Annotated in this window: 14 protein-coding genes; 8 read left to right on the forward strand and 6 right to left on the reverse strand. The window is 69.7% G+C overall.

Annotation, left to right across the window (positions count from 1 at the left end; all coding sequences use genetic code 11):
• The first annotated feature begins 120 nt into the window (after positions 1–120).
• The 3 genes from QZ607_RS16345 (at position 121) to QZ607_RS16355 (ending at position 3,752) form a co-directional block, all read left to right on the forward strand.
• Entirely contained in the window at positions 121–897 is a 777-nt protein-coding gene (locus QZ607_RS16345) for a molybdopterin-binding protein (protein WP_295884733.1), read from the forward strand.
• 240 nt (positions 898–1,137) lie between these two features.
• Positions 1,138–1,821, forward strand: coding sequence for an NAD(P)H-dependent oxidoreductase (locus QZ607_RS16350; protein WP_295884735.1), 684 nt, complete (start codon positions 1,138–1,140; stop codon positions 1,819–1,821).
• The gene (locus QZ607_RS16355) at positions 1,818–3,752 is read left to right on the forward strand and encodes a cation:proton antiporter (RefSeq protein WP_295884737.1); all 1,935 of its coding nucleotides are present in this window, start codon (positions 1,818–1,820) and stop codon (positions 3,750–3,752) included. Before QZ607_RS16350 ends, QZ607_RS16355 begins: the two co-directional genes overlap by 4 nt.
• Positions 3,753–3,937: 185 nt before the next feature.
• Here QZ607_RS16355 and QZ607_RS16360 read toward each other — a convergent pair whose 3' ends face one another.
• Positions 3,938–4,435, reverse strand: coding sequence for an LEA type 2 family protein (locus tag QZ607_RS16360; protein ID WP_295884739.1), 498 nt, complete (start codon positions 4,433–4,435; stop codon positions 3,938–3,940).
• Positions 4,436–4,769: 334 nt separating this feature from the next.
• On the opposite strand from QZ607_RS16360, the gene QZ607_RS16365 reads away from it, so the two are divergent.
• On the forward strand, positions 4,770–7,913 hold the full coding sequence (locus QZ607_RS16365; RefSeq protein WP_295884741.1) for a DEAD/DEAH box helicase: 3,144 nt from the start codon (positions 4,770–4,772) through the stop codon (positions 7,911–7,913).
• Between the two features lie 226 nt (positions 7,914–8,139).
• On the opposite strand, the gene QZ607_RS16370 is transcribed toward QZ607_RS16365, so the two are convergent.
• Positions 8,140–8,307, reverse strand: coding sequence for a hypothetical protein (locus tag QZ607_RS16370; protein ID WP_295884743.1), 168 nt, complete (start codon positions 8,305–8,307; stop codon positions 8,140–8,142).
• Positions 8,308–8,430: 123 nt separating this feature from the next.
• Here QZ607_RS16370 and QZ607_RS16375 point away from each other — a divergent pair, with 123 nt between their 5' ends.
• The 3 genes from QZ607_RS16375 (at position 8,431) to QZ607_RS16385 (ending at position 12,826) form a co-directional block, all read left to right on the forward strand.
• Complete coding sequence (locus tag QZ607_RS16375) at positions 8,431–8,844, forward strand: hypothetical protein (RefSeq protein WP_295884745.1); 414 nt, start codon at positions 8,431–8,433, stop codon at positions 8,842–8,844.
• A 308-nt stretch (positions 8,845–9,152) separates the two neighbouring features.
• Complete coding sequence (locus QZ607_RS16380; RefSeq protein ID WP_295884746.1) at positions 9,153–11,900, forward strand: SUMF1/EgtB/PvdO family nonheme iron enzyme; 2,748 nt, start codon at positions 9,153–9,155, stop codon at positions 11,898–11,900.
• 377 nt (positions 11,901–12,277) lie between these two features.
• Positions 12,278–12,826, forward strand: a complete 549-nt coding sequence (locus QZ607_RS16385; RefSeq protein WP_295884747.1) for a Uma2 family endonuclease — start codon at positions 12,278–12,280, stop codon at positions 12,824–12,826.
• A 91-nt stretch (positions 12,827–12,917) separates the two neighbouring features.
• Here the strand turns inward: QZ607_RS16385 and QZ607_RS16390 are convergent, their stop codons facing one another.
• A complete protein-coding gene (locus tag QZ607_RS16390; RefSeq protein WP_295884748.1) occupies positions 12,918–14,177 on the reverse strand; it encodes a type II toxin-antitoxin system HipA family toxin in 1,260 nt (419 codons plus the stop codon).
• On the reverse strand, positions 14,167–14,514 hold the full coding sequence (locus QZ607_RS16395) for a helix-turn-helix transcriptional regulator (protein ID WP_295884749.1): 348 nt from the start codon (positions 14,512–14,514) through the stop codon (positions 14,167–14,169). The genes QZ607_RS16390 and QZ607_RS16395 overlap by 11 nt, the downstream gene beginning before the upstream one ends.
• Before the next feature lie 149 nt (positions 14,515–14,663).
• Here QZ607_RS16395 and QZ607_RS16400 point away from each other — a divergent pair, with 149 nt between their 5' ends.
• Positions 14,664–15,392, forward strand: coding sequence for a heme-binding protein (locus tag QZ607_RS16400; RefSeq protein ID WP_295884751.1), 729 nt, complete (start codon positions 14,664–14,666; stop codon positions 15,390–15,392).
• Between the two features lie 95 nt (positions 15,393–15,487).
• Here QZ607_RS16400 and QZ607_RS16405 read toward each other — a convergent pair whose 3' ends face one another.
• Entirely contained in the window at positions 15,488–16,234 is a 747-nt protein-coding gene (locus QZ607_RS16405) for a molybdopterin-synthase adenylyltransferase MoeB (RefSeq protein WP_295884781.1), read from the reverse strand.
• A gap of 56 nt (positions 16,235–16,290) precedes the next feature.
• On the reverse strand, positions 16,291–16,698 hold the full coding sequence (locus tag QZ607_RS16410) for a hypothetical protein (RefSeq protein ID WP_295884753.1): 408 nt from the start codon (positions 16,696–16,698) through the stop codon (positions 16,291–16,293).
• Positions 16,699–16,725: the final 27 nt, after the last annotated feature.

Raw genomic sequence — 16,725 nt, forward strand, 5'->3', positions numbered from 1 at the left:
GCGCGCTTAAGCGACCCGGGTGCAGACCACCGATTAAGACACACAGGCTCAGGCGCCGCCCGCACGCCGCCGGCTGCGATGGGCGCCTGGGCCACAATCAGCCATGGAGACCGACCGCCCATGAGTACGGGCAAAGACGCCGGCCGCCGCTTCGGGCTCATCGTCGTTGCTGACGAGGTCCTCACCGGCAGCCGCACCGACAAGCACCTGCCGGCGTTCCGTGAGCTGCTGCACGCCCGCGGGCATGGCCTCGCCTGGTGCTGGATACTGCCCGACGACCCCCAGGTGCTGAGCCGCCAGCTGGCGGCGTCCATGGCCGAGCGCCTGCCCGTATTCTGCTGCGGCGGCATCGGTGCGACGCCGGATGACCACACCCGCGCCTGCGCGGCGGTGGCCGCCGGTGTGGCCCTTGAGCGCCATCCCGAGGCGCTTGCGCTGATTGAGGCGCGCTTCGGGCCAGAGGCCTATCCGCACCGGGTGCTGATGGCGGACCTGCCCGCGGGGGCGCGGCTCATCCCGAATCCCGTGAGCCGCATCCCGGGGTTCTCGGTGGGTGAGCACTGGTTCCTGCCGGGCTTCCCGCGCATGGCCTGGCCCATGGCGGAATGGGTGCTGGACCAACACTATCCGGCGGCAGCGCCCCCGCGCGAGGACGCGGTGGCGGTGCGCAACACGCCCGAGAGCCGACTGGTGCCGCTGATGCGCGCCCTGGAGGGCCGGCATCAGGGCCTCAAGCTCTTCAGCCTGCCGCACATGGGCGATGACCCGGCGGACCGCTGGGTGCTGCTCGGGTTTCGCGGCCAGGGTGACCTGGATGCGGCGATGGCGGCGCTGCGGCGGGCGCTGGAGGCTGAAGGACTTGCGTTCGGGCCGCCGCCTGGGCACCCGGAGGACTGATGCACCACCTGAGCGCGAGCCTATGACCTCAGCGCCCCCGGCGGGAAGAGACTCGCGCGACGACGCGACGACGCAACGTCTGGACCTGCCCGGAGATGCAAGCGACGGCAGGCATGCATGGATCGACTCGTCGCCGGTGTCCATTCGCGCTGCGCGCCGGCAGTCGCTCGGTGAGCACCGCGCTGGCCTGTGGGACCTGCTGGTTAGAATGCCGATCATCGTCGCTCGCCGAGAATCAGCATGTCCAAGCATCCACCGACCCCGGTCGCGGCCCGGAAGGCGGTCTCCGCCCCGGCGCGCCGCATCCTGGTGCTCTTCGCCCATCCGTCGCTCCCGCGCTCCGAGGCCAACGCGCCCATGCTCGCCGCGGCGCGGGGGCTCGACGGCGTCACCTGCGTTGATCTTTACGCTGAGTACCCCGCCTTCGAGATCGACATCGACCGCGAGCAGGCGCGCCTGCTGGCCCACGACGTGGTCTGCTTCCAGCATCCACTGTACTGGTACTCGACGCCCGCCATCCTGAAGGAGTGGCAGGACCTGGTGCTGGAGCACGGCTTCGCCTACGGCGCCGGCGGCACGGCGCTCAGGGGCAAGCTCTTCTTCTGCGCCTGCTCCGCCGGCGGACCGGAGGCGGCTTACTGCGCCGCGGGCTACAACCATTTCAGCATCCGCGAGCTGCTCCAGCCCCTGGAGCAGACGGCTTACCTCTGCGGCATGAGCTATCTGCCGCCCTTTGCGCTCTTCGGTGCCCGCACCGCGGTGCAGGAGGGGCGCATCGATGCCCATGTGGCGGACTGGGTACGGCTGCTGACGGCACTGCGGGACGGCCGGCTCGACATCGCCGCCGCCGCCGACCTGCCGCGGCTGAATCAGGATCTGGACCGGCTCATCGCGTCGCCGGCAACGGGGGAGCCGGGCGCATGAGCGGGGTGCTGTATCAGGTGTTCGTGTACCTCTGCGCCGCCGTGGTGGCGGTGCCGGTGGCCAAGCGCCTGGGCCTGGGCTCGGTGCTCGGCTATCTCATCGCCGGCATTGCCATCGGCCCGGTGTTCGGCATCGTCGGTGCCGAGACGGAGCAGCTCCAGCACTTCGCGGAGTTCGGCGTGGTGCTGATGCTGTTCCTGGTGGGCCTGGAGCTGAAGCCGCAGCTCCTGTGGCAGATGCGCGCGCGGCTGCTGGGCCTGGGGGGGCTCCAGGTGCTGGCCACCGCGGCGGCCATCGCGGCGCTCGGCTGGGTGCTGTTGCCGCACTGGCAGTCGGCGGTGGCGACGGGGCTGCTGCTGGCCCTGTCGTCCACGGCCATCGTGCTGCAGACGCTCTCTGAGAAGGGGCTGATGGCCACCGACGGCGGTCGCGCCGGCTTCTCGGTGCTCTTGTTCCAGGACATCGCCGTGATCCCGATGCTGGCGCTGATCCCGGTGCTGGCGGTGCCGGAGATCGCAGACCTGGTGCAGCATGCGGCGGGTCACGCTGCGCCGGCTGAGCCTGTTGCGCAGGCGGGCCACGGCGAGGGCATGAGCCTGGTGGCGGGCCTCTCCGGCTGGTCCTACGCGGGGGTGGTGCTGGGGGCCGTGGCGGCGGTGGTGCTGGGTGGGCACTTTCTCACCCGGCCGCTGTTCCGGCTCATCGCCAGCTCGCACCTGCGCGAGACCTTCACCGCCGCCGCGCTGCTGCTGGTGGTCGGCATCGCGCTGCTGATGACGCTGGTGGACCTGTCGCCCGCGCTCGGGACCTTCCTGGCCGGCGTGGTGCTGGCGGACAGCGAGTTCCGGCACGAGCTGGAATCCGACATCGAGCCGTTCAAGGGCCTTCTGCTGGGGCTCTTCTTCATCACCGTGGGCGCGGGCATCGACTTCGGCGTGCTGTTCGGGCAGCTCTTCACGGTGCTGGCGCTCACCCTGGGCGTCATGGCCGTCAAGGGCGGCATTCTGTTCGGCCTCGGCCGGCTCTTCCGCCTGCGCGCGGCGGACCAATGGCTGTTCACGCTGTCGTTGGCGCAGGCCGGGGAGTTCGGCTTCGTGCTGCTCGCCTTCTCCACCCAGAACGCCGTGATCGCGCCGGAGCTCGGCAAGCTGCTGTCGCTGGTGATCGCGTTGTCGATGCTGCTGACGCCGGTGCTCTTCATCGGCTATGACCGCCTGGTGCTGCCGCGACTGCGCAGCGCCCCGGACCAGCCGCCGGACACCATCGACGAGCAGGGCACCGTCATCATCGCCGGCGTCGGGCGCTTTGGGCAGGTGGTGAACCGGCTGCTCATGGCCGCCGGCGTGCGCACCGTGGTGCTGGACCACGAGGCGACCACGGTGGAGCGCATGCGCCGCATCGGCATCCGCAGCTTCTTCGGCGATGCCTCCCGGCCGGACCTGCTGCGCGCCGCCGGCATCGAGCAGGCGGCGGCCTTCGTCGTCGCCATCGACGACCGCGACCGTGCCGTGCAGCTGGTGGAGTACGTCAAGCGCGAGCACCCCGGGCTCCATGTCATCGCCCGTGCTTTCGACGTGGACCACCTGTACCTGCTGCGCACCGCCGGTGCCGACATGGCCGTCCGGGAGGTCTTCGACGCCTCACTCGAGGCCGGCGCTGCCACCCTGCGTGCCCTGGGCCAGCATCCCTTCGAGGTGGAAAAGATCAGGCGCGCCTTCCGCCGCCACGACCTGGACACGCTCGAAGAGCTCTACGAGCTGTGGGACCGTGACCTGGACTTCGCCAAAAACCGCGCCCTGCTGGAGCGGGTGCGCGCCCGCACCGCCGCGGAGCTGGAGATCACCGCCGCCGACCGCACCCGCCTGCACGACCGCAGCGAGCGCGGCTGGACGCCGCCGCCGAAGGGCTATACGACGGAGCTCGATGTCTGAGCGAGGCTGTGTCTTTTCGGCTGCACATGCTTCTCTGCTTGTGGACGAGATGTGTGCATCCTTATCGAAAGGGTCATTATGGTGCATGGAACGGGGATGCGCGCCCATCCGTGGGGCCCAGGCGTCGTCCAGCCGGCAGGCGACACCTGGTGCGCAGCTTCATACCCCACGGCACCTCCATCGCCTCAGCGCATGCCCTGCGTTGCGGAGCGCAGCAGCACGTCCGGCTCGATCTCGCCGCTCCAGCGATATGGAATCGGCACCACGCCGGCGACGGTGACAGTGCCGGCAATGCGATAGCCGATGGGCTCCCGCCGGAACGCCAGCGTCGGCAGCAGGCCAAGCGCCTTGGCGGCATCGGCGACCACGGTCACCTCCACCGGCGCCTCGCCGAAGGCCGGGATCTGCTTGTCCAGCGCACCGCCGCCCTCGGCGATCTGCGTGCCCTCCAGCGACAGCTTGTAGGTCATGGCCTTGATGGGGAGCATGCGGTCGTTCGGGTTCTTCAGGTTCAGCCCGACCCGCAGCGTCTGCTGCTCCAGCCCGATACGCTCCGGCTTGATGGAACTGAGCTGTACCTCGGGCGCCTGCCAGCTCTGCGTCAGGCTGGCGCAGGCGGTCAGCAGCAGGGCGGCGACGACGGCGGCGAGGGCGGGCGGGGTCAGGCGGTTCATGGCGGCCATGGCGGGGCGGGCTCCGTATATATCGGCGCAGGGGCGCGCGCCGCTGCATTCTAGGCCGGCCGTGGCGATGTGGCGGGGCGATGTGGCGGGGCGATGTGGGACATCCTTACCGGCGCAACTCTGCAATGGGGGCGCCCGCGGGCTCGGCTGCGCGCGCCGTCGGCGCACGGCAGCCGATGGAGCCTGTGCGGGGCGGCCGCCGTAGACCAGCTTTGGTCCGCACAGACTGCGCGCCGGGCGGGGCATTGCGTCACAGCACCGATGCGTGAACCATATGCCATCCACAGCAGCGCACCGGCGTGCGCACCGTGCCGCAGCCGAGCCGGGAGCCACGATGACCCAGACCACCCCAACCCAGGCCGATTTCCTGTTCGACAGCGATGAGCTGCACGCGTTGGCAGGGGAAGCGCTGCTGCGGCGCGCCCTGCGCCATGCGCAGGACAAGCGGGTGGTACGGGTGGCGCTGCTTGCGGGCCAGCTGGACGCAGAGGTGGAGGACGAGGACACGGAGGAGCACCTGGCGCTGAGCCTGGGTTACGACGTCGACGGCAACCTCTGGTATTCCTGCGACTGTGCGTCGGACCCCGAGCGGTATCCGGACGCTCACGGTCAGGACGGCAGCCCCTGTGTCCACTCGCTGGCCGCGCTGCTCGCCTTCGGCACCGCGGAACAGGAAGAAACCTCGTTGGGCGATGCCATCGCCGCCGCCATCGACGAGCGGGTCAAGCGCGGTCGCACAGAGGTGAGGGTCGAGCCGCTGGCCGGGGAGACAGACGACGACGCTGCGCCGCCGTGGTTCGGTACCTGGCGTGCCCGCTCCATCGGCAACGACACCGGTCCCTTCCAGTCCAGCTGGCAGGTGCAGATCCGCTCGCTGACCGAGCGGGCCAACCACTGCACCTGCCCAGACTTTGCCACCAACCAGCTCGGCACCTGCAAGCACATCGAGGCCGTGCTGCACCGCATCGGCAAGCGCAAGGACTACAAGCAGATCGGCGCCCAGCCGGCGCCCCGGCCCTATGTGTACCTTGACTGGCAGCGCGACGACGCCCCCCGCATCCGGCTCCACCGCTGCAAAGAGATCCCGGCCGATCTCGCACCGGAGCTGGAGCGGTGGTTCGATGCCGCCGGCGCCTTCCGCGGCCGGCTGCCGGACGAGCTTCTTGCCTTCGCCGAGCGCCATGGCGGCGGCGAGCTCCTGATCGGCGACGATGCGCTGGGCTTCGCCCGCCGCCTTGCCGATGACGCCGCCTGCGAGCTGCGCGCACGGGATATCGGCCAGCGCATCCGCGACGGCGGCGGCCGGCTGCCGGAGATTCGCGCCCGGCTCTACCCCTATCAGGTGGACGGCGTCGCCTTCCTCGCCGGGCGCGGCCGAGCGTTGTTGGCGGACGACATGGGCCTGGGCAAGACCCTGCAGGCCATCGCCGCCGCCTACTGGCTGCACCGCAACGACAACGTGGAGCGCGTGCTGATCGTCTGCCCGGCGTCGCTCAAGCTCCAATGGGTGCGGGAGATCGAGCGCTTCACCGGCGCCGACGCGCATCTGGTGCAGGGCCGGCTCGACGAGCGCGCCGTGCAATACCGCAAGGGCAGGGGCTTCTACGTCATCAACTACGAACTGGTGCTGCGGGATCTCAGCGTCATCAACGAGACCCTGGCGCCGGACCTGCTGATCCTGGACGAGGCCCAGCGCATCAAGAATTGGCGCACCAAGATCGCCACCGCCATCAAACGCATCCCGTCGCGCTATGCATTCGTGCTCAGCGGTACACCGCTGGAGAACCGGCTGGAGGATCTCTACAGCTTGATGCAGGTAGTGGATTCGCGGGTGCTGGGGCCGCTCTGGCGCTATATGGCGGACTTCCATATCACCGACGAGCGCGGCAAGGTGCTCGGCTATCGCAACCTCTCGGAGCTGCGCCGCAGGCTGGCACCGGTGATGCTGCGTCGCGACCGCGCCCTGGTGCGTGACCAGCTGCCGGACCGCATCGAGCAGCGCCGCGACCTGCCCCTGTCGCCGAAGCAGGCGGAGATCCACGACGACGCCCTCAACGCCGCCGCGATGCTGGCGCAGATCAGCAAGCGCCGTCCCCTGACACCATCCGAGCAGAATCGCATGATGGCGGCGCTGCAGAAGGCCCGCATGGCCTGCAATGCCGCGGGCCTCGTGGACAAGGAGACCCGGGGCTCACCGAAGCTCGACGAGCTGGCGAGCATTCTGGAGGAGGGCTGTCAGCTCGCGGGCCAAAAGGCGGTGGTGTTCTCTCAATGGGCACAGATGGGCGAGATGGTGGAAGAGCGCGTGCGGCACATGGGCCTCGGCTGCGTTCGCCTGCACGGCGGCGTCCCCAGCACCAAGCGCGGCGAGTTGTTGGATCGGTTCCACAACGACGACGCCTGCCAGGTCTTCATCTCCACCGACGCCGGCGGCACCGGGCTCAACCTCCAGTGCGCCTCCCTGCTGGTGAACCTGGACATTCCGTGGAACCCGGCCGTGCTGGATCAACGTGTCGCCCGCATCCATCGGCTCGGCCAGCGCAGCAAGGTGCAGGTCGTCCATTTGGTGGCGGAGGACGGCTACGAGGCACAGGTGCTCGGGCTGGTGCAGGGCAAGCGCGACCTGTTCGACAACGTGGTGGATGCCGACGCCGAAACCGACGTGGTCGCCACGTCCAAGAAGCTCGCGGAGTTGCTGGCCGAGGATCTGGCGGGCAAGGATGCGCTGGGCGAAGTGCCACGGGACAGGCCGACGGATGACGCCGCGCAGGAGGAGACCCCGGCCGCCGGCCCCGCCGCGGCAGCGCCGACATCGGCACCCGCCGACACCGCCGGCGCCGACACCGCAACGGGCGATGAGGTTCGTCGCTGCATCGAGATCCTGCAACGCGACTTCGCCAGCCGAGTCACCCGCATCCTCGGCGCCCGCGGCGGCCTGCTCGTCGTGCTTGATCAGGTGGACGATGGCGACGACAGCCGCGTCGCCGGCATCTCGGAGCGCGTGCCCATCGCGCTCATCGACGCCCGCACCCTGCGCGGGCTGGAGCGCCTCGGCGCTGCCTCGCCCGCCTACGGCGCCGAAGCCCTCTACCAGGCACCGACAGACCCGCAACCGGCAACCGCTGCGGAGCCCAAGCTCATGCAACGCGCAAGGCAGCAGCTCGAGGCCGCCGAGGTTCTGCTGCAACAGGCCTGCTCAGCACCGGCTGCCGAGATGCTGCTCGGCGCCGCTCTGAACGCGGCGGCGCTGCGCACCGGCCGGGCAGCCCCGCCCGAGGCGAGCCGCGCCGCCGTCTGGCTCTACGGAGAGGTCCTGCCCACCGGACAGCTGCAAGCGCAGGAGGCGAGCCTGATCATGCAGGCCCACGGCCTTGCGCAGACCGAGGGCGAGATCCCTCTGCAACTGCTCGCAACCTTGACGCAGGAGATCGGCCGCTTCATTGCCGCTTCCATCGCGCCCGAGACCCCAGCATCCTAGCGCAATGCTGCGAAGATCAGGAGACCGGTACAGCTCCTGCCCGGGGTCGTAGTCGCCGTCCGAATCGTTATCCGTATCGGCATCAGTATCAGAATCGAGAGCCCCAATCTTGTCAGCGTGACAGCGATTCCGATACTGGCCCCGGACTGGTCAACACCACTGCAAGCGATCGCCGGACTCGAGCGGCTCTGCACGAGTCATCCGATTGCCGACTCCGCCGTGCGGTTCAGAAACTGCAGGCACCGGTCAGCGTGAAGTAGTCGGATTCGAACCGATGCTCCGCCTCGCCGATCAGCGACTCGCCGGCGCGCTCCCGGCGGAACACCAGCTTGGACGGACTCAGCGCGGAATCCGCAGAGGACTGGTAGAGCGTCAGCGACTTGGGAGCGCGCAACGCCCCGTCGAGCAAGTAACCGCCGAGATGAGCATGCGCAGGCCGCAGGCGGAGGCAAGTCGAGCCCGCGCGGGACGGCTGCGGTATAGTTCTGAGCCTGACGCGCGCTTCGGAGAAGACCTCATGGACCCCGCTGTCACCACCATCGTCGCCGCGAGCCTGCCCTACCTGGACGCCCTGCTCGGCGGCTCCCGCGAGCACCTGAAACAGCTCGGCAAGGACCTCACCGGCGAGGTGATCGACCGCGTACATGGCTTTTGGCAGCGGTTGGTTCAGGAGGCGCCTGGGGCGAAGGCGCTGGCCCGTGCTGGTGAGGACCCGGATCAGCGCCTGGCGCTCGAGACGCTGGTCGGCGAGGTCGTGGAGCGCCACCCGCAGCTCGGCCAAGAGCTTGCGGCCCTCGCGCCGCTGCTCCGTCCGGTCGCGCAGGTCGCCAACCAGAGCGGCGGCACCACCCAGGTGACCGGCGCCGGCGGCATCAATGTCGCCGGCGATGTGCACGGCGACATCACGCTGAACAATCGCTTCGGCGACTGATCGCGCCGGCGCGATTTCGAGGTCTCGCGCAACGGCGCCACGACGCAACGCGGTGCGCAGGGTCCGCCTTGCGGGACATCTTGCGACATGGCCAACGTGAGCCCGGTCCTGCTCGCGCGTGCTGTCGTAGTCAGCGGATCAGCGAAGCGCATCCGCCGACCGTGCACTGGTGGATGCGCTGCGCTTATCCACCCTTGCCGCCCTGTTCCAGGTGTTATCGGATCGCTTGCCAGGGACGGCAGTGTGCAGCAGCGAAACGGACCCGCCATCCGAGCGACCGTACACGGCACTCATCACGGATTCCGCCGATGACCAAGCACCAACCGCCATCCTCCCAGCACGCCGAGACCGGCTCGGTGGCGGCGCGGAAGATCCGTGGCAACGTCACCATCAACAACTACGTCGCGCCGCAGGACGTCGGGCCGGACGAGGCCGCACTGCAACGAAGCTGGCTGAACTGGGTCATGAGCCAATGCCGACCGGTGTCGCTGTCCGCGCTGGATGCGGCCACGGAAGACCGGCAGGGGCCGAAGATGCGGTTGGAGGAGGTCTACACCGGGCTGTTGATCAGCGGCATGCTGTACGACGGCCGGTTCAGGTTTGATGGCGAGCACACGTATTCTGAGGTCCAGCTTTCAGCCGTGGGTTGGTTGGATTCTCGCGCGTGCGCCGTCCTGCTCGGCAAGCCCGGCAGCGGCAAGAGCACCTTCGTCAACTTCGTCGCGCTCTGCCTGGCCGGCGAGCTCCTCGGCGATCCGGACACCAACCTGAAGCGCCTCACCGCACCGCTGCCCAGGGACGACGGCGAGGACGCGGACGAGCCCCAACCCTGGTCCCACGCCGCGCTGCTGCCCGTGCCTGTGGTGCTGAGGGACTTCGCCGCCGGCCCGCACCTGCCGGGCGATGGCAACGAGCCCGGCGCCGATGCCCTCTGGGGCCACATCGGCGACGATCTGGCACGCTGCGATAAGGCGGACTACCTGCCACACCTGCGCCGGCGCATGCTCAATGGCGAGGCCCTGTTGCTGCTGGACGGCCTGGACGAGGTGGCCGACGCCGACGGCCGCCGCGACCGGGTGCTCGGCGCCATCCGCGCCTTCGCGGTGGCCCACGACCGGGCGCGTATCCTGGTGACGGCGCGGCCCTACGCCTACGAGCGCCCGGAGTGGCGACTGGACGACGCCGGCTTCGACAGCGCCATGCTCGCCGACTTCTCCGACGGGCAGATCCGCCGCTTCGTGCGCCGCTGGTACGCCCGCCGCAGCGACGATGCTGCCGACAACGCCGGTCGCGCCAGGCTGCTGGAGCGGGCCGTCTTCGAGCGCGAGGGCGGGCGTCTGTCGGATCTCGCCCGCCGACCGCTGCTGCTGACCCTGATGGCCTACCTGCACGCCGAAAAGCAGCGCGCACTGCCGGACAAGCGCCACGAGCTCTACGCCCAGATCCTGGATCTGCTGCTGCGCAACTGGGACGCGAAGCGCTTCAAGGTGGATGCCGACGGCACGCCGCGGGAGGACCAGCCGGCGCTCACCGAGTACCTGGCCGTCGGCCCCGCCGAGGTCCGCTGCGCGCTGGAGCGGCTCGCCTATCTGGCCCATCGCGACCAGGGCGGTAAGGGCGGTGCGGATAACGGCGGAACCGCCGACATCGCCGAGAAAGACCTCCTGTACGCGCTCTCCCGCATCAAATCCGACAGCACCTCGGTCAACGATCGCAAGCTCAGGCACTACTTGGAGCACCGCAGCGGTGTGCTGACCCAGCGCGGCCCCGGCGTCTACACCTTCCCGCATCGGAGCTTCCAGGAGTACCTTGCCGCGTGCCACCTGCGCAGCGCCGACTTCGACTTCGACGACCCGGCGCTCGCCTGCCTGGGCGAGGACGCGCTGGACAGTAACGAGACGCTGATCGCCGCCCTCGGCCGCCTGGAGCCGGACCGCTGGCGGGAAGCAGTGCTGCTCGCCGCCGCGGAGACCGAGCATTTCGCCTGGGCGGTGGCCGACGAGCTGGCGCCGGAGCTGCCGCCTGGCGACTGGAAGGGCGACGGCGAGCCCATCGCCGACCCGGACGCCTGGGGTGCGCGGCTCGCCGGCCAGATCCTGCTGGAGGCCACCGAGCCTGCCAAGGCCAACCGCAGCCGCAGCCGGATTCGCGAGCGCGTCCGCGACGGCCAGCTCGCCGTCATGCGCCGTTCCCGACTGTTGGCCAAGGAGCGATGCGCGGCCGGCGACTGCCTGTCCCTACTGGGAGACATCCGCTTCGACCCCGAGTGCTGGTTCCTGCCGGCGGAGCCCGACCTCGGCTTCGTGCAAGTGCCCGCCGGGCGCTTTCGGATGGGGCAGGACGATGCGTCGCTGAACCTAGATCTCGCCGAGCAACCGGTCCACGAGCTGGCGCTGTCGGCCTACTGGATCGGCCGCTGGCCCGTGACCGTGGGGCAGTTCCGCGCCTTCGTCGAGCACAGCGGGCAGGCGCCGCGGGACGGCCGTGCGCTGCACGATCCGGACAGCCGGCCGGTCCGCTGGATCGATTGGCACGAGGCCGATGCGTACTGCCGCTGGCTGCAGGCGCGGCTGCTTGAGCTGCCGGCCGACGCGGCGCCGCGCTTGGCCGGCGCGCTTCGCGACGGCCGGCTGCGGGCAGCGCTGCCGTCCGAGCCGGAATGGGAGCGCGCCGCGCGCGGCACCGACGAGCTGACCTATCCCTGGGCAGTGTTGCCGGGATTGGCGGACTTTGAGAGTGCGAATATGCACGGGGATATCGGAGACAGCGGCGTCGTCGGCTGCTATCCCCGGGGTGTCAGCCCGACCGGCTGCGAAGACCTGAGCGGCAATGTTTGGGAATGGACCCGCAGCCGGTCGGGTGGCTACCCCTATCCGCCATCTGGGCCCGAGCGGGCCGAGCGGGAGGGTTCCGGATCGGGGGATCGGCTCCGGGTGCTGCGCGGCGGCTCCTTCTTGAGCTCCGGCCGCAACTGCCGCGCCGCTGCCCGCAGCTGCGCCATACGACTGCGCCTTGTCGATGTGGGTTTTCGGCTGGTCTGGTCCTCATGTCCGTGACGTGTGCGCAATCTGGATCTGCGGCTCTCTGAACGCGGCGCACAGCGATGCCATGAGCCGATGGCGCATCCACCGAGCGCCCGGTCTCCTGGTCGCGGCTCGGGTCGGCCTGCCCGGCATCGCGAATTCGGCCGAACTCGCCGCCGGGTGATGTTCAGTGCGAACGCCGGCTGGACCGGATCCAGCAGCGCCTGGAGCCGGCGGACGGAGCTTACCGGCCCTGACCCGCGCCATCGCGGCGGCGGCGCCGCTGCGACGGGGGCAGCGAGCCGGGCCTTGCGACTGATCGCCCACGGGCGCTGGTACCGCGGCGCGAAGCTGCTACGATCCCATCTTGGCAGCAGATATGCTGCATACCCCGACTGCGGAGGTGACGAATGGAAGCAGTCAAACTCAAGACCCTGGAGGATCTGCTGCTGGCGCCCGAGGAGGACGTGGAGCTGATCGGCGGGGAGATCGTGCGTCGGCCCATGACGCGCGCCTCGCATGCGGCCGTCCAGGGCAACGCCCGCGGCGAGCTCCATGCCTTCACTCACGGCTCCGGTCCCGGCGGCTGGTGGATACTGACGGAGGTCAGCGTTGCGTACGAGCCCCACGAATGTCCGCGACACGACCTCGCCGGCTGGCGCCGGGAGCGGCTGCCGCATCTGCCGGATGGGATCATCGATCTGCCCCCGGATTGGGTCTGCGAGATCGTCTCTCCGGGCCATGAGAAGAAGGACACGCTGACGCTGCCGTTGCTGCTGCGCCGCCATCGGGTGCCTTTCTATTGGCTGATATGGCCGGAGGACAGGGTGCTCATTGCGCATCGGCTCGAGGGTGAGGAGTGGCGCGTGATTGCGACGCTCAAAGACACGGCGAGTGGGCGGGTGCCGCCGTTCGAGGCGATGGCGCTGAATTTGGGCGACATCCTGGGCGGCGAGTAGACATCGCCGCGGCTTTGGGGTGCACAGCCGATGGTCATGGCGGCCCAGTCGCGGCGGGGACGCCGCTCCCACGGCGGCGAGACGCGCCCGCTCAGCTCCTGTCATAGCCTTCCAGGCAGTAGGGATTGAGAACATCCCGCCGCCAAAGTGCGTTGCGCTCGGTCTCGGACAGGCCGGCCTGGTCGCAGGTCGGCTCCCAGTCGCGCTTGATGACCGCGAGCTGGTGGTCGATGAGCGCGCGGGCGTCGCCTGGCGCGATGCCCAGCGCCGGCGCGGCGGCCAGGCAGGCGATGAGCCGGCTGTCGCGGCGCTCCGCCGTCAGCAGCATAGCCTGGCTCGCCTCGGCGATGCGGCCCTGCGGGCAGATGTCGTAGGCCGGTGTCAGCCGGTACTGGCGGCCGTCCCAGAAGGCCGCGTGGTTGCGGGCATGGTCGTCCGTGTTGCCGCACAGCACGTTGAAGACCATGCGGCCGAACAACTCCCGCAAGGTCGCGGTGGGGTCGGCAAAGTCGCGGCGGATGCGGTGTGCCAGGTCGATGTAGCCGGCGCAGCGGGCCTCCCATTCCTGCAAGCCGAGGAGCGTCAGTGCGGACAGCATCCCGCGCCGACGCCAGCCGCCGTCGGTCCGCACGCGGTCGAAGCGCTGGACCAGCAGGACATCCCGGCCGAGGGCGCTGGTCAGCGTGACCGGAGCGACGTCGAGGCCGACCCGGGCGGCGAGGCGCATGGCGACGTACTCCGACTTAACGACATTGCGGGTGTCGGTGCTGGTGGAGAACTTGGCAATGTACTTGGCCTCTGGACCGGCCAGGAGGGCCTTCGGTCGCGCGCCACCGACGGAGGTGCCGTGCTGCAGTGCGAGCCCGAGTGCCGGCGACAGCGTCTCCCCCCGGTCGAGCCGATCCGCGGCCTCGGCCAGCTCCGTGAGTGTCGCGTCGCCCGCTTCGCGCGGCACGTATCGGCTTGCCGATGCCTGGAAGTCCAACGCGCCGATCCGATCCGAACCGGAAGCCAGCAGGAAGTCGATCTCGTCCAGGGCATCGGTCGCCGGCTGCGTGCCATCCGCCAGCAGGCGCTGCAGGATGACCCGGCGTCCCCAAGCATCCGGCGCGGCGTCCCGCAGGCAAGAAGGCAGCCCATCGGCGGCTTGTCGCTGCGTGCCTGCCCGCAGCGGCAGCTCGTCGGGAAACAGGCTGACGGCGCAGTCGCGGGCCAGGTAAGAACGGCCATAAGTGAATGCGTATCCGCCGCCATCGGCGGCCAATAGGCCCGCTACGACGGGATCTTCGGCACCCGGCAGCCAGACCCAGACATAGGTCTGTCGGCGGTGGCGCTTGGCGTCAGAAGTCATCGGGCAGGGTATCGTCGCCCCGGCGGCGCACGCGCGATGGCAGAAGCCGCAGGCGCTCGCGCTGACGGCGCAGTCCCTGTGCGAGACGGTCGCGCGGGTCTTGGAGGGCCTCGGGCTCGAACAGCGGGATGTCGAGCAGCGCCGCGGCCTCGAAATAGGTGCCGGCGGCCACGCCCGGCTCGCCGCGGACCAGGCGCCGCAGCGTCACCACGCCCACGCCGAGGCGCTCGGCAAGGGACTCGCGCGTCCAGCCTTTGCGGACGCGGCCTTCCTCGATGAGTCCGCCCAGCAGGCGCAGGGCTTCGGTGGCGGTGGGAGAGAGCGGGTGTTGTGGCAAGGTCGATAATGGAAAACAATCAGTCAGGAAACTAACCGACAGAATAGCATCGGTCAACGGGGGCCAAGCGTCTGTTCGGACTGCCGGTGCCTTTCGGTGCGCGATCTCCGGCACTTGGCTTCGCCTCCGCCGACCCGAACTCCCACCGCATGAGAACCACCCTTGCGCTTGCTGTTCAGAACCCGCGTGGACGCGCGCGTACGCTCCTCATACTGGCGTCCCTGCTGTCCATCATTGCCGCCCCCAGCACCCTCATGGCCATCGAAGAGCCCAGCCACCGCATCGTCGAGACCTATCCGGACTTCGAGCTGCGCCGCTATGCGCCGCATCTGGTGGCGGAGACGGTCGTGGATGCCGGGTTCGACAAGGCGGGCAACCGCGCCTTCGGCATCCTGGCGGACTACATCTTCGGCAAGAATCGGGACGACACCAAGATCGAGATGACGGCGCCGGTGACGCAGCAGCCGGCGGGCGCCGGGGAGTCCAGTGCGCAGACGCAGGGCCAGAAGATCGAGATGACGGCACCGGTCACCCAGCGGCCCGCTGACGGTGCCCCGAGCGGAACAGCCACAGCTGCCGACCGCTACGTGGTGAGCTTCGTCATGCCCCAGCGCTTTACGCTGGAGACCCTGCCCGAGCCCCTCGACCCGCGGGTGACGCTGTGCCAGGAGCCGGAGCGGCTGATGGCCGTGCGCCGCTACTCCGGGCGCTGGACCAAGCAGAACTATCGCGAGGAAGAGCGCAGGCTGCTGGAGGCTGTGCGTCGGCAGGGCCTCGAGCCCGTGGGGGCGCCGGTGTACGCCCGCTACAACTCACCCTTCTCGCTGTGGTTCATGCGCCGCAATGAGGTCATGGTGGAGGTGCGTCGTTCCGACTGACGGCGTGACCGTTGGCATCCGCGGAGCCCACGCCCGTTGCATCCGTGGCGGCATTGCGCCGTTGCGTAACCCTGTGCCGGGCTCGTCCGACCGCGTCACGCGCATCCCCCGCACACCGCGCATTCCGGATCGGCCGGTATCCGCAGGCTTCGCCACTCCATACTGAGCGCATCCAGCAGCAGCAGCCGGCCGAACAGCGGCTCGCCCAGGCGCGTGAGGATCTTGATGGCCTCGGTGGCCTGCATGCTGCCGATGATGCCGACCAGGGGTGCGAGCACGCCCTCGCGGGCGCAGGTCTCGCCGGCCTCGCCGAGGTTGGGGTAGAGGCAGCGGTAGCAGGGGGCGCCGGGCTGGCCGGAGAAGCAGGCGATCTGCCCCTCGGTACGGATGGCCGCCCCCGACACCAGCGGGGTGCCGGCGGCAACGCAGGCGGCGTTGACGGCGTCGCGGGTGCCGAAATTGTCGCTGCAGTCGCAAACCAGGTCCACTTGGCCGGCCAGCTCCGCGAGCCGATCTGAACCCAGCGCCCCTTTGACCGGCACCAGGGAGACCTCGGGGTTCAGTGCCCCCAGCGCGGCCACGGCCGAGTCCACCTTACTCGCGCCCACCCGCCCGGTGGTGTGCAGGATCTGCCGCTGAAGGTTGGACAGGTCCACGGCATCGAAGTCCGCGAGCAGCAGCTCGCCCACCCCGGCCGCCGCCAGATACATGGCCACCGGCGAGCCGAGCCCACCCAGGCCGACGATCAGGACCCGGGCGGCCAGCAGCCGCCGCTGACCGGCCTCAGCGAAGCCCGGCAACAGCAGATGCCGCGAATACCGCGCCCGCTGCGCATCTCGCAGCGGGTGCAGCGCGTCAGTCGCGCCTCGGGCCTCCGCCCGCCGCCCGCCGCCCTTCTTCAAAGGTAGCGTCGCCAATGCTCCGGGCGCGGGTCGCGGCAGCCGTGCTCCAGCGCCTCGTAGCGCTTGGCGAAGACGCGCTTCGTGCAGTTGCTGTCGCGCTTGAAGCCGGCGTTCTCACGGAAGGTGTCTTCGGTGTAGTAGTACAGGGCGCGGCGCAGGCGAAACAGCAGCCCGTTGTCCAGGTGCAGACCCAGCTCGTGCAGCGCCTCTTCCAGCTCCTGCAGGCAGGTGCGGGTCAGATCATAGCTGACGTTGAGCACGATGGGCGCGTGAGGCTCGGCGGTGAGCACGCCTTCCACGGCGGTCAGGAAGTCCGCCGCGGTGCGGGCGTCGTTACGCTCCGGGTGCAGATCGCGGAAGTTGATCTGCCGGCGCTTGATGCGATCTGACTCGGGGATATCCATGGCGGTCGTATGCTGATGGCGTTGCGG

The sequence above is a fragment of the uncultured Thiohalocapsa sp. genome, from assembly GCF_913063425.1.
Taxonomy (GTDB): Bacteria; Pseudomonadota; Gammaproteobacteria; order Chromatiales; family Chromatiaceae; genus Thiohalocapsa.

Excerpts from the sequence above, each read along its gene's own strand:
- QZ607_RS16360 (WP_295884739.1), bottom strand. The coding sequence starts at position 4,435 with ATGGCCGCCATGAACCGCCTGACCCCGCCCGCCCTCGCCGCCGTCGTC.
- QZ607_RS16375 (WP_295884745.1), top strand. The coding sequence starts at position 8,431 with ATGGACCCCGCTGTCACCACCATCGTCGCCGCGAGCCTGCCCTACCTG.
- QZ607_RS16390 (WP_295884748.1), bottom strand. The coding sequence starts at position 14,177 with ATGACTTCTGACGCCAAGCGCCACCGCCGACAGACCTATGTCTGGGTC.
- QZ607_RS16350 (WP_295884735.1), top strand. The coding sequence starts at position 1,138 with ATGTCCAAGCATCCACCGACCCCGGTCGCGGCCCGGAAGGCGGTCTCC.
- QZ607_RS16385 (WP_295884747.1), top strand. The coding sequence starts at position 12,278 with ATGGAAGCAGTCAAACTCAAGACCCTGGAGGATCTGCTGCTGGCGCCC.
- QZ607_RS16380 (WP_295884746.1), top strand. The coding sequence starts at position 9,153 with ATGACCAAGCACCAACCGCCATCCTCCCAGCACGCCGAGACCGGCTCG.
- QZ607_RS16400 (WP_295884751.1), top strand. The coding sequence starts at position 14,664 with ATGAGAACCACCCTTGCGCTTGCTGTTCAGAACCCGCGTGGACGCGCG.
- QZ607_RS16410 (WP_295884753.1), bottom strand. The coding sequence starts at position 16,698 with ATGGATATCCCCGAGTCAGATCGCATCAAGCGCCGGCAGATCAACTTC.
- QZ607_RS16365 (WP_295884741.1), top strand. The coding sequence starts at position 4,770 with ATGACCCAGACCACCCCAACCCAGGCCGATTTCCTGTTCGACAGCGAT.
- QZ607_RS16355 (WP_295884737.1), top strand. The coding sequence starts at position 1,818 with ATGAGCGGGGTGCTGTATCAGGTGTTCGTGTACCTCTGCGCCGCCGTG.
- QZ607_RS16345 (WP_295884733.1), top strand. The coding sequence starts at position 121 with ATGAGTACGGGCAAAGACGCCGGCCGCCGCTTCGGGCTCATCGTCGTT.